General features: G+C 66.9%; 27 protein-coding genes. 17 read left to right on the plus strand and 10 right to left on the minus strand.

Features of this window, described 5'->3' with window-relative positions; genetic code table 11:
• Positions 1–8 precede the first annotated feature (8 nt).
• The 13 genes from WKR98_RS08905 to WKR98_RS08965 all read left to right on the plus strand — a co-directional run bounded on the left by WKR98_RS08905 (position 9) and on the right by WKR98_RS08965 (position 10,798).
• Positions 9–326: a (2Fe-2S) ferredoxin domain-containing protein gene (locus WKR98_RS08905; protein ID WP_087836781.1), complete on the plus strand. Its 318-nt coding sequence runs from the start codon at positions 9–11 to the stop codon at positions 324–326.
• A 7-nt stretch (positions 327–333) separates the two neighbouring features.
• Positions 334–993 carry an alpha/beta hydrolase gene (locus WKR98_RS08910; protein WP_341432673.1) on the plus strand — a complete coding sequence of 220 codons (660 nt, stop codon included), beginning with the start codon at positions 334–336 and terminating at the stop codon, positions 991–993.
• Positions 994–1,153: 160 nt separating this feature from the next.
• Complete coding sequence (locus tag WKR98_RS08915; protein WP_124687759.1) at positions 1,154–2,404, plus strand: D-alanyl-D-alanine carboxypeptidase family protein; 1,251 nt, start codon at positions 1,154–1,156, stop codon at positions 2,402–2,404.
• Positions 2,405–2,588: 184 nt separating this feature from the next.
• Positions 2,589–3,452, plus strand: coding sequence for a D-amino acid aminotransferase (locus tag WKR98_RS08920; RefSeq protein WP_341432674.1), 864 nt, complete (start codon positions 2,589–2,591; stop codon positions 3,450–3,452).
• A 6-nt stretch (positions 3,453–3,458) separates the two neighbouring features.
• Entirely contained in the window at positions 3,459–3,737 is a 279-nt protein-coding gene (locus WKR98_RS08925; protein ID WP_124687761.1) for a DUF493 family protein, read from the plus strand.
• A 6-nt stretch (positions 3,738–3,743) separates the two neighbouring features.
• Positions 3,744–4,430, plus strand: a complete 687-nt coding sequence (gene lipB, locus WKR98_RS08930) for a lipoyl(octanoyl) transferase LipB (protein ID WP_341432675.1) — start codon at positions 3,744–3,746, stop codon at positions 4,428–4,430.
• A 60-nt stretch (positions 4,431–4,490) separates the two neighbouring features.
• On the plus strand, positions 4,491–5,495 hold the full coding sequence (lipA, locus tag WKR98_RS08935; RefSeq protein WP_124687762.1) for a lipoyl synthase: 1,005 nt from the start codon (positions 4,491–4,493) through the stop codon (positions 5,493–5,495).
• Between the two features lie 259 nt (positions 5,496–5,754).
• Positions 5,755–6,747, plus strand: coding sequence for a Bug family tripartite tricarboxylate transporter substrate binding protein (locus WKR98_RS08940; protein WP_161567688.1), 993 nt, complete (start codon positions 5,755–5,757; stop codon positions 6,745–6,747).
• Positions 6,748–6,767: 20 nt separating this feature from the next.
• Positions 6,768–7,136, plus strand: a complete 369-nt coding sequence (locus tag WKR98_RS08945) for a cupin domain-containing protein (RefSeq protein ID WP_341432676.1) — start codon at positions 6,768–6,770, stop codon at positions 7,134–7,136.
• Between the two features lie 2 nt (positions 7,137–7,138).
• A complete protein-coding gene (locus WKR98_RS08950; RefSeq protein WP_341432677.1) occupies positions 7,139–7,900 on the plus strand; it encodes an HpcH/HpaI aldolase family protein in 762 nt (253 codons plus the stop codon).
• Positions 7,897–8,829 (plus strand): DUF6282 family protein, encoded by a 933-nt coding sequence (locus WKR98_RS08955; RefSeq protein ID WP_124687766.1) that lies wholly within the window; start codon positions 7,897–7,899, stop codon positions 8,827–8,829. The genes WKR98_RS08950 and WKR98_RS08955 overlap by 4 nt, the downstream gene beginning before the upstream one ends.
• Positions 8,830–8,837: 8 nt before the next feature.
• Positions 8,838–9,704, plus strand: coding sequence for an IclR family transcriptional regulator (locus WKR98_RS08960; RefSeq protein WP_341432678.1), 867 nt, complete (start codon positions 8,838–8,840; stop codon positions 9,702–9,704).
• Between the two features lie 41 nt (positions 9,705–9,745).
• On the plus strand, positions 9,746–10,798 hold the full coding sequence (locus WKR98_RS08965) for a dihydroorotate dehydrogenase (protein ID WP_124687768.1): 1,053 nt from the start codon (positions 9,746–9,748) through the stop codon (positions 10,796–10,798).
• Positions 10,799–10,839: 41 nt separating this feature from the next.
• Here WKR98_RS08965 and WKR98_RS08970 read toward each other — a convergent pair whose 3' ends face one another.
• The 4 genes from WKR98_RS08970 to WKR98_RS08985 all read right to left on the minus strand — a co-directional run bounded on the left by WKR98_RS08970 (position 10,840) and on the right by WKR98_RS08985 (position 14,654).
• Positions 10,840–12,114, minus strand: coding sequence for an O-acetylhomoserine aminocarboxypropyltransferase/cysteine synthase family protein (locus WKR98_RS08970; RefSeq protein ID WP_124687769.1), 1,275 nt, complete (start codon positions 12,112–12,114; stop codon positions 10,840–10,842).
• An 84-nt stretch (positions 12,115–12,198) separates the two neighbouring features.
• Positions 12,199–13,179, minus strand: a complete 981-nt coding sequence (locus WKR98_RS08975; RefSeq protein ID WP_124687770.1) for a tripartite tricarboxylate transporter substrate binding protein — start codon at positions 13,177–13,179, stop codon at positions 12,199–12,201.
• A gap of 48 nt (positions 13,180–13,227) precedes the next feature.
• Complete coding sequence (gene catC, locus WKR98_RS08980) at positions 13,228–13,506, minus strand: muconolactone Delta-isomerase (RefSeq protein ID WP_124687771.1); 279 nt, start codon at positions 13,504–13,506, stop codon at positions 13,228–13,230.
• A 23-nt stretch (positions 13,507–13,529) separates the two neighbouring features.
• Positions 13,530–14,654: a muconate/chloromuconate family cycloisomerase gene (locus WKR98_RS08985; RefSeq protein ID WP_341432679.1), complete on the minus strand. Its 1,125-nt coding sequence runs from the start codon at positions 14,652–14,654 to the stop codon at positions 13,530–13,532.
• 98 nt (positions 14,655–14,752) lie between these two features.
• Here WKR98_RS08985 and WKR98_RS08990 point away from each other — a divergent pair, with 98 nt between their 5' ends.
• Positions 14,753–15,664: a LysR family transcriptional regulator gene (locus WKR98_RS08990; protein ID WP_341432680.1), complete on the plus strand. Its 912-nt coding sequence runs from the start codon at positions 14,753–14,755 to the stop codon at positions 15,662–15,664.
• Here WKR98_RS08990 and WKR98_RS08995 read toward each other — a convergent pair.
• Positions 15,661–16,431 carry a phytanoyl-CoA dioxygenase family protein gene (locus WKR98_RS08995; RefSeq protein ID WP_124687774.1) on the minus strand — a complete coding sequence of 257 codons (771 nt, stop codon included), beginning with the start codon at positions 16,429–16,431 and terminating at the stop codon, positions 15,661–15,663. The two genes, WKR98_RS08990 and WKR98_RS08995, sit on opposite strands and share 4 nt — an antisense overlap.
• A 194-nt stretch (positions 16,432–16,625) precedes the next feature.
• Here WKR98_RS08995 and WKR98_RS09000 point away from each other — a divergent pair, with 194 nt between their 5' ends.
• Positions 16,626–16,898, plus strand: a complete 273-nt coding sequence (locus WKR98_RS09000) for a CopG family ribbon-helix-helix protein (RefSeq protein ID WP_341432681.1) — start codon at positions 16,626–16,628, stop codon at positions 16,896–16,898.
• Positions 16,886–17,176: a type II toxin-antitoxin system RelE/ParE family toxin gene (locus WKR98_RS09005; protein WP_341432682.1), complete on the plus strand. Its 291-nt coding sequence runs from the start codon at positions 16,886–16,888 to the stop codon at positions 17,174–17,176. Before WKR98_RS09000 ends, WKR98_RS09005 begins: the two co-directional genes overlap by 13 nt.
• A gap of 234 nt (positions 17,177–17,410) precedes the next feature.
• Here the strand turns inward: WKR98_RS09005 and WKR98_RS09010 are convergent, their stop codons facing one another.
• From WKR98_RS09010 to WKR98_RS09020, 3 genes are all read right to left on the minus strand, one after another.
• Positions 17,411–17,656, minus strand: a complete 246-nt coding sequence (locus WKR98_RS09010) for a helix-turn-helix transcriptional regulator (protein WP_341432683.1) — start codon at positions 17,654–17,656, stop codon at positions 17,411–17,413.
• 554 nt (positions 17,657–18,210) lie between these two features.
• Positions 18,211–19,185: a Bug family tripartite tricarboxylate transporter substrate binding protein gene (locus WKR98_RS09015; protein WP_341432684.1), complete on the minus strand. Its 975-nt coding sequence runs from the start codon at positions 19,183–19,185 to the stop codon at positions 18,211–18,213.
• Positions 19,186–19,265: 80 nt separating this feature from the next.
• Positions 19,266–20,228 (minus strand): Bug family tripartite tricarboxylate transporter substrate binding protein, encoded by a 963-nt coding sequence (locus WKR98_RS09020; protein WP_124687787.1) that lies wholly within the window; start codon positions 20,226–20,228, stop codon positions 19,266–19,268.
• A gap of 122 nt (positions 20,229–20,350) precedes the next feature.
• Between WKR98_RS09020 and pcaQ the strand changes: the two genes are divergently transcribed.
• Positions 20,351–21,310 (plus strand): pca operon transcription factor PcaQ, encoded by a 960-nt coding sequence (pcaQ, locus tag WKR98_RS09025; protein ID WP_341432685.1) that lies wholly within the window; start codon positions 20,351–20,353, stop codon positions 21,308–21,310.
• Positions 21,311–21,335: 25 nt separating this feature from the next.
• Here the strand turns inward: pcaQ and WKR98_RS09030 are convergent, their stop codons facing one another.
• Positions 21,336–22,220, minus strand: coding sequence for a Kdo hydroxylase family protein (locus WKR98_RS09030; protein WP_341432686.1), 885 nt, complete (start codon positions 22,218–22,220; stop codon positions 21,336–21,338).
• A gap of 4 nt (positions 22,221–22,224) precedes the next feature.
• Positions 22,225–22,764, minus strand: a complete 540-nt coding sequence (locus WKR98_RS09035) for a TlpA disulfide reductase family protein (RefSeq protein ID WP_124687790.1) — start codon at positions 22,762–22,764, stop codon at positions 22,225–22,227.
• Between the last annotated feature and the right edge of the window lie 63 nt (positions 22,765–22,827).

A 22,827-nucleotide genomic window follows, 5' to 3' on the forward strand; every position in this document is an offset into this window, starting at 1 on the left:
GAGCCGGTATGGAGTCCTACTACAAACACCACGTCTTCTTCTGCCTGAACGAGCGCGGGGCCGATGCCCCCCGGCCCAGCTGTGCGCGCCAGGGCGCGCAGGCCATGCAGGACTACGCCAAGAAACGCATCAAGCAGCTGGGGCTGGCCGGCAAGGGCGAGATTCGCATCAACAAGGCGGGCTGTCTGGACCGCTGCGAGGAAGGCCCCGTACTGGTGGTCTATCCCGAGGGCGTCTGGTACACCTACGTGGACCAGAGCGACATCGACGAGATCATCGACTCGCACCTGGTGCGGGGCGAGCCGGTCGAACGCCTGAGGATCTGAGGTTCGCATGGCCAACACCACGGAACATCTGGTTCTTGAAGGCGGCGCGGGCGCCGTCGATTGCGCGCTCGACATCCCCGAGGGCGGCCTGGAGGCCGCGCGCGGCTGGGCGTTGGTGCTGCACCCGCACCCGCTGTTCGGCGGCGCGCGCGACAACAAGGTGGTCACCACCATCGCGCGCGCCTGCGTCCAGCACGGGCTGGCGGCGGTGCGGCCCAACTTCCGGGGCGTGGGCGCGTCGGCGGGCGAGTTCGACAACGGCCAGGGCGAAGCCGCCGACATGCTGGGCGTGGTGGACCAGTTCCGCGACCGGTATCCGGCGCTGGCCGGCGGCCGCTTCGTGCTGGGCGGCTTCTCGTTCGGCAGCGCGGTGGCGAGCCAGGTCCACGCCGGTTGCGGACCGCAGAGCGAGCGCGGACTGGACATCGCGGGCCTGATGCTGCTGGGCACCGCGGCCAGCCGGTTCTCGGTCGCCAGCGTGCCGGAGGACACCCTGGTCGTGCACGGCGAACAGGACGACACCGTGCCGCTGCAATCGGTCATGGACTGGGCGCGCCCGCAAGGCCTGCCCGTGACGGTCATTCCGGGCTCGGGCCACTTCTTCCACGGCAACCTCGTGGTCGTGAAGCGGCTGGTGCTGGCTTACCTGGCACGGGTCCTGGGCTGAACCGGCCTGACATCCAGCTGTAGCATTCGGTTTCATCAGGTGTCCGGCGCCGCGTCGCCGGCCCGGCGGCCCGGGTGCCTATAATCACGTTTTCCACCCCGCATCGCGGGGCGCGCGCCAGGCCCGGCGGCACGCCCCTCTTGCACGACCATCCTCCCACATGAAACTGCGCTTTTTCTCGTTTGGTCCGGGACGTCGGTTCGCGCTGGCCACCGTGGCTTCCGCCTGCTTCCTCGCGTTCCCGGCCGCCGTGCCTTCCTCCGCCCTGGCCGCCGCCGCGCCTCCCGCCACCACTTCCGCCGCGACGCCGTCCGCGCCGCCGATGTCGACCGTCGGCCTGCTGTCTTCCGTGCCGGCGCCCGCGATCGCGGCGCGCGCCTGGGTGACCATCGACGTCACCAGCGACCAGATCCTGGCCGAGGAGCGCTCGGGTGAACGCATCGAACCCGCCTCGCTCACCAAGGTCATGTCGGCCTACCTGGTGTTCAACGCGCTGAAGGAAAAACGCCTGACGCTGGCCCAGACGGTCAACGTGTCGCAGAAGGCGTGGCGCACCGGCGGTTCGCGCATGTTCATCGAGCCGCGCAAGCCCGTCACGGTCGAAGAACTGATCCGCGGCATGATCACGCAGTCCGGCAACGACGCCACCGTGGCGCTGGCCGAGGCCGTGGCCGGCAGCGAGGACGCGTTCGTCGCGCTGATGAACCAGGAGGCCACGCGCCTGGGCCTGAAGGAGACGCACTTCACCAACTCCACGGGCCTGCCCGATCCGCAGCACGTGACCACCGTGCGCGACCTGGCCCTGCTGGCCAAGCGGCTGATCCAGGATCATCCCGACTACTACGGCTACTACAAGGAACGCCAGTTCACCTACAACAAGATCACCCAGCCCAACCGCAACCGGCTGCTGTGGGTGGATCCGTCGGTGGATGGCATGAAGACCGGCCATACCGATGCAGCGGGCTACTGCCTGATCGCCTCGGCGATGCGCGGTGACCGCCGCGTGTTGACGGTGCTGGTGGGCGCCTCGAGCGAGAACGCCCGGGCACAGGAAAGCCTGAAGCTGCTGAACTGGGGTTTCCAGAACTTCGATACCGTCAAGGTCTACGACGCCAAGCAGCCGGTGGTGGAGCCCAAGGTCTGGAAGGGCAGCGTGGGCAAGGCCAAGCTGGGTTCGCCGTCGGCGATCTGGGTGACCGTGCCGCGCGGCCAGGCCGGCAACGTCAAGTCCATGATCGAACGGACCGATCCGCTGGTCGCGCCGCTGCAGGCCGGCCAGCAGGTGGGCACGGTCAAGCTGACCCTGAACGACAAGCCGGTGCGCGAAGTGCCGCTGACCGTGCTTGAACCGGTGGACGTGGCCGGCATCTTCGGCCGGGCGTTCGACGCGGTTCGCCTCTGGTTCAATTGAAGCACCCCCCTACGCGCTGACGCGCGCCCCCCAGGGGGCGGCACTGGCGGACCGGCGGAGCCGGATCCGCTGTGCCCGGGCAACTCACCGGCTGATGGGGGAGGGGCTTGGCGCGGCATCGTCACTGGGGTGTAGCATTGTCGTCGTGTAGTACGTTTATCCGGGCTCTCAGCGTGGGGTAGCCATGATTCCTGGTATCGAGGGTGATCCTCGGGTCTATCTGAACGGCGAGTTCACGCCGTTGTCGCAGGCCAAGATATCCGTGTTGGACCGGGGGTTCATCTTCGGCGACGGGATCTACGAGGTCGTGCCGGTGTACGGGCGCAAGCCGTTCCGGATGGCGCAGCACCTGGCCCGGCTGGAACGCAGCCTGGCCGCGATCCGGATTCCGAATCCGCATACGGTCCGGCAGTGGCAGGACCTGGTGGGCAAGCTGATCGAGGCCTCGGATGCGCAGGACCAGCTCGTCTACCTGCAATTGACCCGGGGCGTGGCCAGGCGCGACCATGCCTTTCCGGCGCAGGTCGTGCCCACGGTGTTCGGCATGAGCAGTCCCTTCGCGCGGCCCTCGGCGCAAGCGCGCCGGGACGGCGTGAAGACGGTCAGCATGCCGGACGAGCGCTGGCTGCATTGCGAGATCAAGTCCACCTCGCTGCTGGGCAACGTGCTGGCGCGGCAGTTCGCGGCCGATCGCGACGTGCCCGAGGTGGTGATGTTCCGCGACGGCCATCTTTCCGAGGGCTCGTCCAGCAACGTCTGGGTCGTCAAGGACGGCCGGCTGCTGGCGCCCTTGAAGGACAACCTCATCCTGGAAGGCATCCGCTACGGCTTCATCGAGGACATGGCCGTGGCCCGCGGCATCCAGCTCGAGATGCGGCCGATTTCCCGGGCCGAGGTCGACGCGGCCGACGAATTGATGTTGTCGTCGGCCACCAAGGAAATCCTGCCCGTCGTGTCCCTGGACGGCAAGCCCGTCGGCGATGGCCGGCCCGGGCCGGTCTATGCGCGGCTGCGCGAGGGATACGACGAGGCGATTGCAAGGCTTTGATGCATCATGGCAGACTTACCTGAAACTCCCGACTCGCTGATCGAATACCCGTCGGACTTTCCGATCAAGGTCATGGGCGCCCATCATCCCGATTTCGTCGCGGTGCTGACCGAGGTGGTCCTGCGCCACGATCCCGGATTCGACCCCGAGTCGGTGGAAAAGCGACCCAGTTCGGGCGGCAATTACCTGGGCCTGACCTTCATCGTGCGGGCCACCTCGCGCGAGCAACTGGACGCCCTGTACCGCGAGCTGACCTCGCACCCCATGGTCAAGTACGTGCTGTAGCGCCGCATGTTGATCCGCTGGCTGCCGGCTCCCGCCGATTACCACCAGACCTGGGAGGCCATGAAGGCCTTCACGGCCGCGCGTGGGCCCGAAACGCCGGACGAGATCTGGCTGGTGGAGCATCCGCCGGTCTTCACGCTGGGCCTGGCCGGCAAGCCCGAGCACGTGCTGGCGCCGCGCGACGTGCCCGTGGTCAAGAGCGATCGCGGCGGGCAGGTGACTTACCACGGCCCGGGGCAGGTGGTCGCCTACGTGCTGCTGGACCTGAAGCGGGCCGGGTACTTCGTGAAGGAATACGTGGCGCGGGTGGAGCAGGCGGTGATCGACATGCTGGCCGGCCTGGGCCTGCCCGATGCGCGCCGCAAGCCGGACGCCCCCGGCGTCTACGTCGACTGGCCCCGGCCGCCCGAGGCCGCGCTGGAACTGGCGAAGATTTCCGCGCTGGGCATCAAGGTCCATCGCGGCTGTACCTATCACGGCGTGGCGCTGAACGTGGCGATGGACCTGTCGCCCTTCACCTGGATCAACCCTTGCGGCTACGCGGGATTGCGGACGATAGACCTGGCTTCCTGCGGCTGCGGCGTCAGTCTGGAAGAGGCCGGCAATCGCCTGGCGCGTCATCTGGAGCAGGCCCTGACGGCCCAGGCGCCGGCAGGGGCTTTGGCCGCCCCGGCGCCGGCGGCGGTAGAATAAGGGTCTTTACTAATCCCGGCCCCCGGTTCTACCCCGGTCACGCCGAACAGGAACCAGTCGATGAGCTCTGTGCCCGAAACGTCCGCCGTGGGCGGCAATGCCGACGCACCCGTGGCGGCACCGGCCTACGATCCGCTGCAGAAGCAGAAGTCCGAATCCAAGGTCTCGCGCATTCCCGTCAAGGTCGTGCAGGTGGAACGGCTCAAGAAGCCGGAGTGGATCCGCGTGAAGGCGGCGTCCCCGGGGTCGCGTTTCTACGATATCAAGCGCATCCTGCGCGAACACAACCTGCATACGGTGTGCGAGGAAGCCTCGTGTCCGAACATCGGGGAGTGCTTCGGCAAGGGCACGGCCACGTTCATGATCATGGGCGACAAGTGCACCCGCCGCTGCCCGTTCTGTGACGTGGGCCACGGGCGTCCCGATCCGCTGGACACCGACGAGCCCCTGAACCTGGCCCGCACCATCGCCGCGCTGAAGCTCAACTACGTCGTGATCACCTCGGTGGACCGCGACGACCTGCGCGACGGCGGCGCCGCCCATTTCGTGGAATGCATCGCCAAGACGCGCGAACTGTCGCCCTCGACCCGCATCGAGATCCTGGTGCCCGATTTCCGCGGCCGCCTGGACCGCGCGCTGGCCATCCTGAACGCCGGCCCGCCGGACGTGATGAACCACAACCTGGAAACCGTGCCGCGCCTGTACAAGCAGGCGCGCCCGGGATCCAACTACGAGCATTCGCTCAAGCTGCTGGCCGAATTCAAGGCCCTGCATCCCGACGTGCCGACCAAGTCCGGCCTGATGCTGGGCCTGGGCGAGACCGACGAGGAGATCCTGCAGGTGATGCGCGACATGCGCGCGCACAACGTCGACATGATCACCATCGGCCAGTACCTGCAGCCTTCCGAGCATCACCTGCCGGTGCTGCGCTACGTGCATCCCGACACCTTCGCGATGTTCGAGCGCGAGGCCTACGCCATGGGTTTCACCCATGCCGCCGTGGGTGCGATGGTGCGTTCGTCCTACCACGCCGACCAGCAGGCGCACGCGGCGGGCGTTGCCTGACGCGTCCCGGTTCCGCTGCCGAGAACGAGGCCTTCGGGCCTCGTTTTTTTTCGTCCATCGCCTGCGCGGGCGCTTGACACCCCTGGTCCGGCTCTTTACCATGTTTCTCACAAAGAAATTATTTTCTTTTTAAAAGAACAAATGAGAGGCGGGAGCAGGCCCTGGGTCCGCAATCTCCCCGCCTTTCCCCCGTTCCCGGAATCTCGCGCCCATGCCGTGCAGGCAGGGGGGCGCTCACACTCGAACAAGGAGACGCACCATGTCATTCCCGCGGCTTTTCCCCGCCCCCGCCTGGCGCGGCGGCGCCATTTTCCTTGCCTGCATGGCCGCCTGTGGCGTGTCGGTGGCCGAGACCTATCCCACCAAGCCCATCCGGCTGATCGTTCCGTTCGCCCCGGGCGGGGCGGTCGACATCGTCGGCCGCCTGATGGCGCAGTCGCTGAACGAAAGCCTGGGCCAGGCCGTGATCGTGGAGAACCGCCCCGGCGCGGGCGGCCTGCTGGCCATGGAGGAGGTGGCGAAAGCCGCGCCCGACGGCTACACGCTCGCGGTCGGCGCGGCCGGGCCGCTGACGGTCAGCCCGGCACTGTTCAAGGAACGCAAGTTCGATCCGCTGGAGCGGCTGGAACCGGTGATCTGGTACGCCAGCACGCCGGGCATCCTGGTGGTGAATCCCGCGCTCAAGGCCAACACCGTGGCCGAGCTGATCGCCTTGTCCAAGTCCGGTTCGCGTCCCCTGGCCATGGGGTCGGCCGGCAGCGGCAGCATCAACCACCTGATGGGGGAGTATTTCCAGCAGGTGGCCGGCGTCAGCTGGATGCACGTGCCCTACAAGGGCAGCTCGCCCGCGCTGACCGACCTGGTCGGCGGCAACGTGCAGGTGATGATGGACATCGTGCCGACCGCCACGCCGCTGGTGAAGTCGGGCAAGCTGCGCGCCCTGGCGGTGACCACACCCAAGCGTTCCAACATGCTGCCGTCGGTGCCCACCGTGGCCGAGCTGGGATATCCCGGTTTCGACGCCAGTTCCTGGCTCTCGCTGAACGCGCCGCACGGCACGCCGGCAGCCATCATCCAGAAGCTGAATCGCGCCCTGAACGAGGGGCTGGCCAAGGAAGACGTCCGCCGCCGCATCACCGACATCGGCGCCGAGCCGGAAGGCGGTACGCCGGACCGCGTCACGGCGCGCCTGAAGCTGGACATCCCGCGCTGGAGCAAGCTGCTGGAAACCGCGGGCGTCACGGTGCAATGAAGCGAACTCAAGGAGGCGGTATGGCATTGGCGAATCTGCATAACTGGAACGACCTGTCCCGGGAGACCGTTCGCAAGGGCGTGGAGCGGGTCGGTTTCCGCGGCGAGGACGTGATGTGCGTCATGAACTGGCTCACGCCGGGCATGGACACCAATCCGCACAGCCACACGTTCGAACAACTGGTGATCATCGTGCAGGGCCGGGTGCGCTTCCACGTGGGCGACGAAGTGGTCGAGGGCGGCCCGGGCAGCATGATCCGCATCCCGCCGCACGTGATGCACTATGCCGAGCCCGTGGGCGACGAAGTGGTCCTGAACCTGGACGTATTCGCGCCGCTGCGGGAAGACTACAAGCACCTGGTCGAGTACCAGTGCGCCGAGTTCGAGTGACCATGGCCACCGCGAACCAGGCGTTCCGCGCCCGCCTGCGCGAGCGCGCGCCGCTGAGCGGGACGTTCATCAAGACGCCCGCGTACCAGCACGTCGAGATCGCCGGCGGCGCCGGCCTGGACTTCGTCGTGCTGGATGCCGAGCATGCCGTGTTCGATCCGGCCCAGCTGGACCAGTGCGTGCTGGCTGCCCGCGCCGCCGGCACCGCGGCGGTCGTGCGTCTGCCCGACCCCGGCTCCTCCAGCGTGCTGCGCGTGCTGGACATGGGGGCCGCGGGCGTGCTGGTGCCGCACGTGGTCGATGCCGAGTGTGCCCGCGAGATCGTCGCGCGAACCCGCTACGCCGATGGCGTGCGCGGCTACAGCAATTCGCCGCGCTCGGGCGGATATGGCGCGCTGCCCATGGCGCGGCACATGCAGGAGGCCGATGCCGGCGCCAGCGTGCTGTGCCAGATCGAGGACCGCGCGGGCGTGGACAACATCGCCGCGATCGCCGCCGTGTCCGGCGTCGATTGCCTGTTCATCGGGCGCGCGGACCTGGCGGTCTCCTATGGCGTGACGGAGCTCGATCACCCGCTGGTCGCGCAGGCGGTCGACAAGGTGATCCAGGCCGGCGCGGCCGCCGGGGTCGCCGTGGGCATTTTCCTGCCCGATGCCGGCGCGCGGGCCGCCTACGCCGCCCGCGGCGTCAGCCTGTTCGTGATCGGCTCGGACCAGAGCTGGCTGCGCGCGGCCTTTCTTCAAACATTGGAGTGCAAACCATGAATACTTCCGCCGTCGCAACACCGGCCACCGAGCTGGACCCCCGGGTCGAAAACCTCGTGCAGGGCGCCATCGACCTGCATTGCCATAGCGGACCGTCGGTGATGGCCCGCTACCTGGACCACCTGGAGGCCATGCGGGAAGCCTCCGAGGCCGGCCTGAAGGCCGTGCTGCTGAAGGACCATTATTATTCGGCCACCCCGGTCACCTACCTGCTGAACAAGCATTTCAGCAACCTGGGTGTGCTCATGCTGTCGGGCGTGCCGCTGAACAACTCGGTGGGCGGCCTGAACGTGCACGCGGTCGAGCATGGCATCAAGCTGGGCGCGCGCCTGGTGTGGATGCCGACGTTCTCGTCGGCCAATCACATCGACCACCACAAGCAGGATCACAAGTTCACCGAGAAATTCCCGCAGACCAAGAAGAAGATGATCGATCCGGTGCCGCTCACGGTGCTGGATGCCGGCGGCAGGCTCAAGGAGGAGGTCAAGGACATCCTCGACCTGATCGCCGAGGCCGACGTGGTGCTGTCGGCGGGGCATCTGCACATCTCGGAGATCTGGCCGCTGTTCGACGAGGCCCGCAAGCGGGGCGTCAAGCGCCTGCTGGTCAACCATCCCACCTATGTGGTGGACGCCACGCTCGACGACATGAAGGTGCTGGCGCGCGACGGCGTCTACATGGAGCATTCGATGTGCATGTGGGTGCCCGGCTCCAAGTTCAAGTTCTACGAACCGGAGTTCCTGCGCCAGATCATCGAGGCCGGCACGGTGGACCGGACCATACTGGGGTCGGATCTCGGCCAGCAGGGCAATCCGCGGATCGTGGACGGTTTCCGCCACGTGATCCGGACCTGCCTGGACCTGGGCTACACCGAGGCGGAAGTTCGTAAAATGACTTCCACGAACGCATCCGCCCTGATGGGTATCTGAGGAGAGGTATGAGGACCAGCGCCGCAAAGAAGACGGAACCGGAAGCACCCGCGACCTCGGCCAAGGGGGCGGGCCCCGCGCTGCTGGAGTCGGTGGCCATCGTCTTCACGATACTCGATCAACTGGCCGCGGCGCGCCGCCCGCTGGGTGTGACCGAGCTGGCGCTGGCCATCGACGAACCCAAGCCGCGCGTCTACCGGCACCTGGCTTCCCTGCGGCAGCTCGGCATCGTCGAACAGGACCTGGTCAGCGAGAAATACCGGCTGGGCGCCAAGCTGGTGTCCTACGGAACGGCAGCGGGCGAGCAGTTCGACCTGAGGCTGATCGCCGATCCCTACCTGACGCAGCTGCGCGACCAGACCAGCCAGACGGCGCTGCTGTCCGCGGTTACCGAGGACTCGGCGCTGGTCATCTCGTCGGTGGAGTCGACCAACCAGGTCTGCATCACCGTCAAGCCCGGCAACCGCGTGCCGCATCACTGCTCGGCCCAGGGCCGGATCGTGCTGGCCTACTGCGATCCGGCCACGCAGCGCAAGATCCTGCGGCGCGAACTGCAGGCCTATACCGACCGGTCCATGGTCGAGCCGGCACGCATCCTGGAGCGCCTGGCGCTGATACGCGAGCGGCTGTTCGAAGAAGCCAACGGCGAGGTGCTCGAAGGCATCAACGTGCTGGCCGCGCCCATTTTCCGGGGCGCCGAGAAGGGCGACGAACTGATGGGCATCATAGGCGTGATCGGCGCGAGCAAGGACGTGCCTTCGCCGCCGCCGCCCGGCATGGTGAAGCTGGTCCAGCAGGCGGCGGCCGCGCTGACCGAGCGCCTGAACGGGGTTTCCTACAAGCACCTGGAGTTGGCCGGCGCCGGGAAGAATTGAAGCGGCCGGGGGCATGCCCCGCCGCAATCCGAGAGAATTCCATGTCTAGACTCGAAGTGGCAGTGGGGTCGCTGCCCTTGAAGAACCCCGTGATCTGCGGATCGGGGGAACACACCATGACGGCCGACGGTATTCGCGCTGCCCTGCGGGCGGGCGTGGGCGCCGTGGTCGCCAAGTCCGTCAACGAATCGGCCGCGGCCAAGCAGCAGCTGGACCGCACCGACTACGCGTTGCTGGGCAGCGACTGGCAGCGGCTGCCGTGGAATTTCGCGCCGCCGGCCGATGCGCAGCTGTTGTGCCGCTCGGGCCTGATCCAGTTGGAGTTCGAGCCCTGGATGGAACAACTGGTCGCGCTGGACCGCGAAGCCGCGGCGCAGGACGCCTACGTCATCCCCAGCCTGATCCTGAGCGATCTCGACCAGTGCGCGCGCTATGCGCGGGCCATCGAGCAGATGGGCCTGCGGGTGCTGGAAGTGAACATCGGCGCGCCCCATGGCGAGGAAGCCGCGCGCGGCGCCATTGTGCTCGAACGCAGCAGCGAACGCATCACCACCATCGTCCGCACGCTGCGCGCCGCGACGCGGCTGCCGCTTTGGATCAAGCTGACGGGGCAGAGCGAGGACGTCGCCGCCCTGGCCGACGCGGCCAGGCAGGCGGGTGCGGACGCGGTCGTGATGATGGGGCGCTTCATGGGCTTCCTGCCCGATCTCGACACCGAGGCGCCCGTGCTGGGCACTTCCGCGGCGCTGGGCGGCGGCTGGGCGCTGCCGCTGACGGCGCGCTGGCTGGCGCTGAGCCGCAAGCGGCTGGGGCCGGACTACCCCCTGCTGGCCACCAACGGCGCGCGCAGCGGCCATGACGTCGCCCGGTTCCTGCTGGCCGGCGCCTGCGCCACCGAGATGACCTCGGCGGTGTTCACCGGGGGGTACGAGGTGCTGGCCCGCAGCGTGCGCGAGCTGGACGCGTACGTGCAGAGCCGGGGCAAGCGCGCCGTCGATCTGCTGGGCGTGGCGGCCGACCGGCTGGCCTCCTACGGCGACCAGGCCTCGCGGCCGGGTTATTGGCAGACCTTCGTGCCGCCCGCGGCGGCCTGAGCCGTTGCCGCAGGCAGCCTCTCGGCTGCCTGCTTTGTGGGTCAGGCCGCGGCCAGCGCCTGGTCCAGATCGGCGATCAGATCGTCCAGATGTTCGATGCCGATGGACAGCCGCAGCATGTCCTCGCTCACACCGGCCTTCTTCAGTTCGTCGGCATCCAGTTGGCGGTGGGTGGTGGACGCGGGATGCGTGGCCAGCGAGCGCGCGTCGCCGATATTGACCAGCCGCGTGAAGAGCTTGAGCGCATCCAGCACCCGGGCGCCGGCTTCGCGGCCGCCGGTCTTCAACCCGAACGACAGGATGCCCGAGGCGCGCCCGCCCATGTAGCGCTGTGCCAGATGGTGGTCGGGGTGGCTGGACAGTCCGGCGTAGTTGACCCAGCCCACCTTCGGGTGATCCTGCAGGTATTGGGCGATGGCCTGGCTGTTGTCGCAGATGCGGTCCATGCGCAGCGGCAGGGTCTCGATGCCTTGCAGCACCAGGAAGGCGTTGAAGGGCGACAGCGCGGCGCCGGTGTTGCGCAGCGGCACGACACGCGCGCGGCCGATGAAGGCCGCCTCGCCCAGGGCTTCCGTATAGACCACGCCGTGGTACGAGACGTCGGGTTCGTTCAGCCGGCGGAAGCGGTCCTTGTGCCGGGCCCAGGGAAACTTGCCGCTGTCGACGATCGCGCCGGCCATGCTGTTGCCGTGGCCGCCCATGTACTTGGTCAGCGCGTGCACCACGATGTCGGCGCCGTGCTCGAACGGGCGGCACAGATAGGGGCTGGGAACCGTGTTGTCCACGATCAGCGGGATGCCGTGGGCGTGCGCGATGTCCGCCAGCGCGGCGATGTCGGTGACGTTGCCCAGCGGGTTGCCCACCGATTCGCAGAAGATGGCCTTGGTCCGCGCGTCGATCAGCGGGGCGAACGAGGCGGGGTCGGACGGGTCGGCGAAGCGTGTCTCCAGGCCCTGCTGCGGGAAGGTATGGGCGAACAGGTTGTAGGTGCCGCCGTACAGCGCGCTGGCCGCGACGATGTTGTCGCCGGCTTCGGCGATGGTCTGTATCGCATAGGTGATGGCCGCCATGCCCGAGGCCAGCGCCAGCGCGCCCACGCCGCCTTCCAGCGCGGCCACGCGCTTTTCCAGCACGTCGGTGGTGGGGTTCATGATGCGGGTGTAGATGTTGCCCGGCACCTTCAGGTCGAACAGGTCGGCGCCGTGCTGCGCGCTGTCGAAGGAGTAGGCGACCGTCTGGTAGATGGGCACGGCCACCGCGTGGGTCGTGGGCTCGGGGCTGTAGCCGGCGTGTACCGCCAGGGTTTCTATTTTCATGGGGCTGTCTCCGCAGGTTCCGCTTCGATGAACGGCGCATTATGCGCGAGGATGCGCATTGGAAACAGCCCCCGGGCCCGCGCCTTACTCCATCCTGATCCCGCGCGATTCGATCAGCTCGCGTCCGCTCTTGATTTCCGCGGCGAGATAATCGCGCAGTTCGGCGGGCGATCCGCCTATGGGTTCGGCGCCGATCGAGGCCAGGGTGCCCTGCACCTTGGGCGTCTTGAGCGCGTCGCGCATGGCCCGGTTCAGCTTGTCGATGACGGCGGGCGGCGTACCCGCCGGCGCGAAGGCGGCGAACCACGGCGTCAGTTCATAGCCGGGCAGGCCGGCTTCGGCCACTGTCGGTACGTTGGGCAGCGCGGCCGACCGCTTTTTGGTGGTGACCGCGATGGGGACGAGCTTGCCGGCGTCGATGTGCGGCTTGGACGAGGTGATGCTGTCGAACATGTAGTCGACCTGCCCGCCCAGCATGTCGGCGATCGCCGGGCCGCTGCCCTTGTAGGGCACGTGCAGCATCTGTACGCCGGCCATCTTGGCGAACAGTTCTCCGGCCAGGTGGATGGAAGTTCCCACGCCGGCCGAGGCATAGGTGTACTTGCCGGGATGCGCCTTGGCGAGCGCGATGACTTCCGGCACGGTCTTGGCCTGGATGCGCTGGGGGTTGACCACCAGCACGTTGGGCACGACGGCCAGCAGCGAAATGGGCGCGAAATCCTTGACGGGGTCATAGGCCATGTCGGGATACAGCGCGGGGTTCACCGCCATGCCGTTGGCCACGATCATGATGGTGTAGCCGTCCGGCTTGGCGCGCGCCACCGAGGTGGCGCCGATGTTGCCGCCGGCGCCCGCGCGGTTCTCGATCACGAAGGACTGGCCCAGGCTCTTGCCCATGGCTTCGCCCAGCGTGCGGGCGATGTTGTCCATGGCGCCGCCAGGCGGGAAGGGAACGATCCAGCGGACGGAGCGGTCCGGATAGCTGTCACCCGCGGCGGCCGCGCCGAGCGGCAGGGCAAACAGGGCGGCAAGGACCAGGGCGGTTGTCTTGTGCAGGGGTTTCATCGTTGTCTCCGATATGAATAGTAGATACGGATGGGCCGCCGGTGGCGTTCAGTGGATGGACGAGGGGTGGCGGGCCAGCGGCGTGACGTGGATCTCCATGTAGGGAAACAGCGGCAGCGACGACAGCAGCGCGTGCAGCTCGTCGTTGTCGGCCACGTCGAAAATGCTGTAGTTGGCGTATTCGCCCACCACGCGGTAGAGCTGCGGCCATTTGCCCTGTCGTTGCAGATCCTGGGAATAGGCCTTTTCAGTGGCTTTCAGCGTGTCGGCTTCTTCCTTGGGCATGGACGGCGGCAGGCGGACATCCATGCGGACGAGGAACAACATGTGACTCTCCTGGTGATGGCGCTTCAGCGATCGCGGCGATAGCGCCTGAGTTTTTCTTCGTCGAGCGCCAATCCCAGTCCGGGTCCGGTGGGCAGCGTCATCGAGAATTCCTGGTAGGCGGGGCGTTGCTGGACGACGTCGTCGACCAGCAACAAGGGGCCGAACAATTCGGTGCCCCATTCAAGACGGGGCAGGGTGGCGAAGGCGTGCGCGGCGGCCACCGTGCCTATGCTGCCTTCCAGCATGGTGCCGCCATACAGCGCCATGCCCGCGGCATCGCCGACGGCGGCGGTGCGCAGCACTTCGTAGAGGCCGCCCGACTTGGAAATCTTCAAGGCCAGCACGTCGGCCGCGCCCTGGCGGGCGAGGTCCATGGCGTCTTCGGGGCTGTGGACGGCCTCGTCGGCCATGATGGGCACGACGAAGCGCGCCGCCAGCCGCGCCATGCCTGCCCGGTGGGCGCGGGGCAACGGCTGCTCGACCAGGTCCACGCCGGCCGCCTCCAGCCGGGCGATGCCGGTGGCCGCCTGCGACTCGCTCCAGGCCTGGTTCACGTCCACGGTCACGCGCGCCCGCGCGCCCAGCGCCTCCTTGATGGCGCACACGTGGGCCACGTCCTCGGCCACGGAACGGCGGCCGATCTTCAGCTTGAAGGTATCGTGCCGCCGCGCGGCCAGCAGGGATTCGGCCTCTTCGATGTCGCGCCGGGTATCGCCGCTGGCCAGCGTCCAGAGCACGGGCACCGTATCGCGCACGGCGCCGCCCAGCAGCGTCGAGACCGCTACGCCCAGCCGCTTGCCCTGCGCGTCCAGCAGCGCCGTCTCGAGCGCCGACTTGGCGAAGGTGTTGCCGCGCGCCACCCGGTTCATGCGTTGCGTCGCGGCCAGCACGTTCGAGGCATCCTGCCCCCGCAGCGCCGGCGCCAGGTAGGTGTCGATGGCGAGCTTGATGCCCTCGGGGCTTTCCTCGCCATAGCTCAGGCCGCCTATGGTCGTGGCTTCTCCCAACCCTTCCACGCCGTCGGAGCAGCGCAGACGCACGATGACGAGCGTCTGCACGTTCATGACCGTCATCGCCAACTGGTGGGCGCGGATGGTGGGCAGGTCGACCAGGATGGCCTCGATCGACTCGATGTGGGGGAAAGCCATACTTTTCCGGTTCATTGTGATTCGGGAAGTCAGTATGGAAGTCGATTTTTCCTGCGTCCAAGACTATATTTGGCGTTTTCAATACCTAAAAAGTATCGATGGACGTCAGGCAACTCCGCTATTTCCAGGCCGTGGCGCAGGAAATGAACGTCACCCGCGCCGCCGAGAAGCTGCACATGGCGCAGCCGCCGCTCAGCCGCCAGATACGCGCGCTGGAAGACGAGCTCGGGGTGCTTCTGTTCGAGCGCACCGGGCGATCGCTGCGATTGACCGAGGCCGGCCGCTTCCTGCTCGAACACTCGCTGCAATTGACCGCGCGCTTCCAGGAAATCACCGAGGCCACCCGGCGCCTTGGGCAGCAGGGGCGGCGCTGGTTCGGCGTGGGCTTCGTGCCGTCCACGCTGTACGGATTCGTGCCGGAGTTGATCCGCCGCCTGCGGGGCGCGGACCGGCACGTCGAAGTGGGCCTGTCGGAACTGACGACATTGCAGCAGATGGAGGCGCTCAAGGCCGGGCGCATCGACATCGGGTTCGGGCGCATCCTGTTCGACGATCCCGACATCGAGCGCAAGGTACTGATGGCCGAACCGCTGGTGGCGGTGGTGGCGCGCTCCCATCCGCTGGCCAGGCGTACGCGGAACGGGGTGCGGGCGGCCGAGCTGGCCAAGCAGCCCTTCATCCTGTATCCGGCACGCCCCCGGCCCAGCTATGCCGACCATGTGCTGGGCCTGTTCCGGGCGGCGGGGCATGGCCTGGACGTGGTCCAGGAAGCCAACGAATTGCAGACGGCGATCGGGCTGGTCGCGGCCGGCCTGGGCGTAACCGTGGTGCCCGCGTCGGTGCAGCGCCTGCAGCGCGAAGACATCGCCTATGTGCCGCTGGACAGCCCGGGATTCACCTCGCCGGTAATCGTCAGCCGCCGCCGCGACGACCGTTCACCGTTCCTGCTGCAGGCCAGCGCGCTGGCCGACGAACTGGCGGCCCAGGAACTGCGCGCGCATGCGCGCTAGCTGCCTTCCAGGCTGATGCTGCCCTTGGCGGCCGAGCGGGTACCGGGCAGGGGGCGGTTGCTGGCGGCATGGTAGGTGAACACCACCGAGAACTTCACGTCGTCCGTGGCGTTGCGGTCGGCCGCGTGCAGGGTATTGCAGTGGAAGAACATCACGTCGCCTGCACGCAGTTCCGGCACGATGGCGCGCTCGATGATCGCCCGGTTGGCCGGCAGGTCGTCGCGGAAGAATTTGCGTTCGTCGAAACGCGAGGCATCGAAGCTTTCCCGATGAGACCCCGGCACCAGATGCAGCGCGCCGTTGCGGTCCACTTCGTCCCCCAGCGCCAGCCAGATCGAGACCATGTCGTCGCGCTGGAACGACCAGTAGCGGAAATCGCGGTGCCAGCCCGTGAGCGTGCCGTAGCGCGGATGCTTGGTCATGACGCAGTTGTGATGGGCCAGCGACAGCTTGGCCGGTTCCGCGAAATAGGCGGCCATCCAGTCGCGGATGGGCGCACAGGTCGCGTACTGCCGATAGGCTTCGTCGCGTGACCAAGCATCCAGCAGCCGCCGCACCGTCCGCCCGCCCTCGGCCTCGCGCGAGGTCGGGGCGCCCGGGTAGCCCAGGTCCGCTTCGTACTCGATGGGCTCGATATGAGCGTTGAGCTGCGCACGCGCACTCTGCAGCAGCGCCGCGCACGCATCGGCATCGAGGAAATTGCGCACCACCACCAGACCATCCCGGCGCAGTGCCGCGATCTGTTCGTCGCGTGACAGGCTAGCCATGCTGCTCAAACACAAGAGAAGAAAAATCAGCTGACTAGGATACGCTGAATTTCTCCGAAAAACGCTTGCGCCTTTGTCCGTCTGTCGCCCTTTCTGTGCGTGAGTCAGCACAAGCCACTGCCACACGCCGTAGACGAACACTCGCACAAAGACTACAGTATTCATTGGTACTACCTTCGAATATACATTCCATCATGGCCACGACCATCAAGCTCAATGACGACTTGAAAGCTCGCATACATCGCCTTGCAGATCAGCGGGACCGTTCGGCCCACTGGATCATGCGCGAAGCAATCACGCAGTACGTGGAGCGCGAAGAAAAGCGCGAGGCGTTCAAGCACGATGCGATGCGTGCATGGAATGACTATCAGGCCAACGGATTGCACGTGACGCTTGAAGAAGGGGATGCCTGGCTGGCGAAGCTCGAAGCGGGCGAGGATGCGGAGCCACCTAAGTGCCACGAGTGATATGGACGCCACTGGCACTGGACGATGTGCAGAGCCTCTATCGCTTTCTCGCGCAGAAGGATATAAGCGCCGCGCGACGTGCCGTACAAGCAATCCGCGCCGGGGTGAGGATGCTTGCCAGGCAGCCGCGCGTCGGTCGTCCGATCGAAGACATGGACGCGGAGTTTCGTGAATGGCTTATCGATTTCGGGCCACGCAGCTATGTTGTCCTATATCAATTGCATGGCGAAACCGCTTCCATTTTGGCTGTGCGCCTTCAAAAAGAAGTAGGGTATTGAGAAGAAGTTCTCTGCGTGAGCGGGCAGTCCTGGACAAATAACGAAGCCGGCTTGCTGTAGCCTCCATCGGCCCGGGACTCCGGGCTTTCGGAGCCCTCATGGAAACCCCCGCTCAATACGGCTTGGGAATGATCTGGTGACGGCGCGTGTGGCGTGCATTCCGCACTGGATGAATAGCAAGGATGGTGTCCAGAGTCCACGACGAGGGGGGACACTCTGTTCTGTTCGCACGTTCTACCCGGCAATCCCAAGACGGCGATAAGCCATCTTGCGGTCTCTAATCGTGAGCTGATCGATCGAAATCCCGAGCGCCTGCGCGATTTGCGCGCGTCGCTTTTCTCGGCCAGGCCTGGGTGCCTCCATGCTCGCGTAGGTCGGTTGCCGCACTTCAAGACGCGTTGCCATCTCCGCCTGGGTGATGCCCAGGTATTCCCTCCATGCGCGGATCAGACTCCATTCGTTCTTGACCTGAAGGTTCACGTGTTCCCCGCGGGAGTGTGGGGGTTTACTCGGGTGAATGCCTGATCTTGGGCAAGGGGGCATTCTTGCAGTAGCCAATTCGCCTGTAGAAATACCTTGAATTAAATGCCCATATTGGGTGGCTTCATTCCCAATATAGGTATGTTTTGCTTCACCATGAACTCCAACTTGGCCGATGCCCTATTCCCTCGGACCAAACAGCGCGTGTTGGGATTGCTGTTCGGCCAGCCTTGATGCAGTTTCTATGCCAACGAGGTGATGCGAATCGTGGCCAGTGGCTCCGGCGCGGTTCAGCGTGAGTTGGCGGCCTTGGCTCAGAGCGCCTGGTCACCGTCAAGGCTGTTGGCAATCAAAAGCACTATCAGGCCAACCCAGACTCCCCGATTTTTGAAGAGCTGTGTGCGGTCGTGCCGAAGACGATAGGGCTGGCAGACCCTCGTCCCTGCCCATCGAGAGTCGTTTCGATTGGGCCTACAACGCGTGGTTCCCCGCGAAAGCGGGGATGAAACGCCCGACAGCGGGCGCTTGTCCGCCTCGGTGACTGGAAGCTCCTCTTACTCCACCGTGATCTTGTTCGCCGTCGCCAGCTCCTTCCAGCGGCGGGTCTCCCCCTGGATGAACGTGGCGAACTCGGCCGGCGTGCTGCCCACGGTGTCCAGTCCGAGCTTGTTCAGCTTGGCGCGCGTATCGGGATCCGACACGGCCGCCTTGATCTCCTTGGCCAGGCGGTCGACCACCGCCGCCGGCGTGCCCTTGGGCACGAAGAAGCCGTTCCATTCCAGCACTTCGAAGTTCTTGAAGCCGTTTTCCGCGATGGTGGGCGTGTCGGGCAGCGCGGCCATGCGCTTGGCGGAGGTGACGGCCAGCGCCTTGAGGCGGCCGGACTGGACGTAGGACAGGCCCGACGCGGCGTTGGCGAAGTAGGCGTTCACCTGTCCGCCCATGACGTCCGCCAGGGCCGGGGCGCCGCCCTTGTAGGGCACGTGCAGCATGTCGATGCCGGCCTGGTTCTTCAGCAGCTCGCCCACCAGATGGGCGGGGCTGCCGGCACCGTACGAGGCGTAGCTGACCTTGCCCGGATGCTGGCGCGCGTAGTCCACGAATTCCTTGAAGCTCTTGTAGGGGGCGTCGGGATGGACGACCAGGATGTTGGGCACCGTGATCGCCAGGGACACGGGCACGAGATCCTTGTCCGGATCGAAGGGCATCTTGCGCAGCGCGGGGTTGACCGCGTAGGTGGAGGCGTCGTACAGCACCGTATAGCCGTCAGGCGCGGCCTGGACCACCGCCTGCGCGCCTATCATGCCGCTGGCGCCGGGCCGGTTGTCGATCACGACCTGCGTGCGCAGCGCCGTGCCCAGCCGCTGCGCGATCACCCGTGCCGCATTGTCCGCGCCGCCGCCGGCCGAGTAGGGAACGATGACCCGGATGGGGCGGCTGGGATAGTCCTGGGCGTGGCCGGGCGCGGCGACAGACAGGGCAAGCGTGGCAACGATGCCGGTGGCGGCCAGATGGGTGAATACGGGCATGGGGGTCTCCGAAGGCGGATATCTTGTCGGCGCGGCCGCTACGTGGCGGCCTGCCCCCGTAGTGTAGTAGTCAGGGAAGCCTATTCCTTGATATCGATGCGCTTGACCACTTCGGCCCACTTGGCCGTGTCGCGCTTCAAGGTTTCCGCGGCTTGCGCGCCGACCTGGCCCACCGGGGTCAGGTCGAGCGAGGTCAGGCGCTGGCGCACGGGCGCTTCCTGCAGCGCCGCCGCCACGGCTTCCTGCAGCGCCTGCACCACGGCGGCCGGCGTGTCCTTGGGGGCCATCAGGTACTGGTTGAACGAGGCGTCGATGTTGGGCAGGCCGACCTGCGGCAAGGTGGGCACCGTGGGCGCCATGGGCGAGGGCCGGGCCGAGGAGACGGCCAGCGCGGTCAGCCGTCCGGCCTGGACGTTGGGCAGCACCGTGGGCGTCGCCAGGAAGCCGCAGTCGACCTGCCCACCCATGACGTCGGTCATCGCCGGGCTCGGGCCTTTGTACGGGACGTGGGTCATGGCGACGCCGGCCTTGCTCAGGACCAGTTCGGCCGCGAGGTGGCCGGGCGAGCCCTGGCCGCCGGACGCATAGGTCATCGGCGTCTGCCGGGCGCGCGCGATCAGTTGCTCCATGGACGTGAGCTTGAGCGCGGCATTGCACACCATCATCTGGTTGAAGTTGGCCACCAGGGAAACCGGTACGAGGTCGGTGCGCGGGTCGAAATCCATCTTCTTGTAGACGAAGGGGTTGACCGTGACCACGGTGTCGGGCGTGACCAGCAGCGTGTAGCCGTCGGCCGCGGCCTTGGCCACCTGCTGCGCGGCCAGGCCGTTGTTGGCGCCGGCGCGGTTCTCGACCACGAAGGTCTGCTTGAAGCGGCTGCCCAGTCGCTCGGCCAGGATGCGGGCGACCATGTCCGACGGCGCCCCCGGCGGCGAGCCGACCAGGACGCGTACCGGCTTGGCCGGGTAGCCGGACTGCGCGTGCGCGACGGAAGAGGCGGCAAGGATGGCGGCGGCCAGCAGGGCCGGTCGAAGAACGGGCATGGGTCTCACTCCTGATGCTGATGTTTTGCCGCAGTGTATTTAGTTATTTTGGTTATGAAAAATGAAAAATAAGAAGAGTTGATTTCCTTTTGGTTATGATTCGACCTGATCGGGAGGAGAGCATGCAGGAACACGGCATATCCACGGGACTGGGCCGCATCAAGCTGCGGCATCTCCAATGCCTGGTCGCCATCGCCGCGTGCCGCCACATGGGGCAGGCGGCCGATGCGCTGGGCATCTCGCAGCCGGCCATCTCCAAAACCCTGGCGGAACTCGAGGACGTGGTGCAGGCGCAGCTCGTGGTCCGCAGCAAGCGCGGCGCGTCGCTGACGGACAAGGGCCGTGTGCTGCTGGGTTATGCCGGCAGCAGCCTGCGCACGCTGCGCGAGGGCCTGGACCGCGTGTCCTCGGTCGTGCGGGACGACGTGGCCGTCATCGCGATCGGCACCTTGCCTACCGTCGCGCCCACCATCGGGCCGCAGGCGGCCAGCCTGTTCAAGCGCCAGTGGCCGTCGGTGCGGCTGAGCGTGCATACGGGCGTAAACGCGGGGCTGCTGGCGCTGCTCAAGCAGGGTGAACTGGATCTGGTGCTGGGGCGCGTGGCCGAGCCCTCGGAAATGCTGGGCCTGTCGTACGAGCACCTGTACGAGGAGCCGGTCGTGGTGGTCGCGCGGCCCGGGCATCCGCTGGCGCCCGCCCGCCGGGTGGAGGCCGAGGAGATCGCCGCCTGCGGCATGGTGGTGCCGCTGCCGGGCACGGCCATTCGCCACACTATCGATTCGTACATGGTCCGGCACGGCGTGGGAGTGGGACGCGAGGCGATCGAGACGCTGTCCGATGCCTTCGCCCGGTCCTACGTGGCCCATACCGACGCGGTCTGGATGATCGCGCTGGGTGTGGTCGAGCACGACCTGCGCGCCGGCAGCCTGGTCCGGCTGGCCTGCGATACGCAGCACACCTCGGCCTCGGTCGGACTGACGCTGCGCAGCGATGCCGTGCCCTCGCACGCGGTGCGGGCACTGATCGAATGCATACGCGAGGCGGCCGCGCAGCGGCGCCAGCAGGCCGAAGGACAGGCCTGAAGGGCCGTGCGGGGAAGTAAGGGGGCTAGTGCGCCGCGGCGACCTGCCGCGCCAGCACGCGCTGGGGCGACATATCGGGCCGGGCCATGGCCGACACCGGCAGCAGGTAGGTCTGCTCCAGCATGAACTGGCCCGTCATGGCCGCGTGCGGGGTCTGGTCCGAGAAGCAGATCCAGGTGCTGCCCGGCGGGAACTCGATGCTCTCCTGCTGGCCGTCGCGCTGGTAGCCGGAGTCGGCCTTCATGCGGTCGTGCAATTGCAGCATGAAGTGGTCGTAGGCGCTGCGGCGGCTCTTGGTGATGTGCAGCTTGTGCAGCAGCCACGCCACGCCGGGGCGGTAGGCCGGCATCTGCGGCAGATAGCGCGCCGACAGCGTGTCGAAGGCTTCGCCGACCCGCCACAGGCGGGTGTCGCCGTGCGGGTTGATGTTATTGAAGACGCGCAGGATGCGCTGTTCGCCCACCGGCCGTGAAGGGAAGGCATCGACGTGCAGGCGGGTGTCGTCCTTGCGCCAGGACATCTTCCAGGTGCCGATGCGATGCAGGCGCAGGCTGGTGGTGGGGGCGTGCAGGTGCGAGGCGTACTCGGGCAGCAGGCGGTCCAGGAAGCGGCGCGTGGTCTCGTAATAGCGGCGCACCAGCGCGCCGATGGCGGCCTGGCGCTCGTCTTCCACGGCTACGCCGGTCAGCTTGCCGGTCGTGGCGTTCAGGCTGATGTTCTTGCGTTTGGGATCGACCAGCGCGGGGTCGAGCAGGCCGGTTTCGGCCTGGCTCAATTCGAACCGCAATTCGGGGAAATACAGGACCTTGCCTTCTTCCAGCTCGGCCACGGGCGTGGACGCGCCAGCGTGGCCGGGTGCGTCGTCCCAGGAGCGGTGGTCGATGCGGACGATGCGGGAGGGCGCGCTCATGGCGTCAGCTGGCCAGCGCCTTCTCGATCGTGGCGTGGAACTCGGCCACGTTGGGCTCGCCCAGATAGCGCTTGATGATGCGGCCCTGCTTGTCGATCAGGAACGAGGTGGGCGTGAGCTTGACGTCCTCGAAGCTGCGTGCGATCTCGCCCATCGGGTCGAGCGCGACCTTGAAGGGCAGTTCGCGGGTCTGCGCGAAATTGAGCACGTAGTTGGCCGGGTCGTAGCTCATGGCTACCGCGACCATTTCGTAGCCCTGCGGCGCGTACTTCTTGTAGGTCTCGACCATCATCGGCATTTCCTTCACGCAGGTCACGCAGCTGGTGGCCCAGAAGTTGACCAGCACCACCTTGCCGCGCAGGCTTTCGGTGGTGAACTGGTCGCCGTGGATGGAGGTGAAGGTGGTGTCGGGCGCCTTGGCGGCGGGGGCCAGCGCGAACCAGGCGCCGGCGGCGGCCAGCAGCGCGACCACGAGGATGGCGGCCAGCTTGGCGGCGCCGCGCTGGGCGCGGGCGGTTGCGTTGAAGGGGGCTGAAATCGGCATAGGGAGCGATCCGTTGCGTGGCGGGCAAGGCGGCGTGTGTCCGCGCCCGCGATGCGGCCCATT

This window comes from Pigmentiphaga sp. YJ18, from assembly GCF_038066655.1.
Lineage (GTDB): Bacteria > Pseudomonadota > Gammaproteobacteria > Burkholderiales > Burkholderiaceae_B > Pigmentiphaga.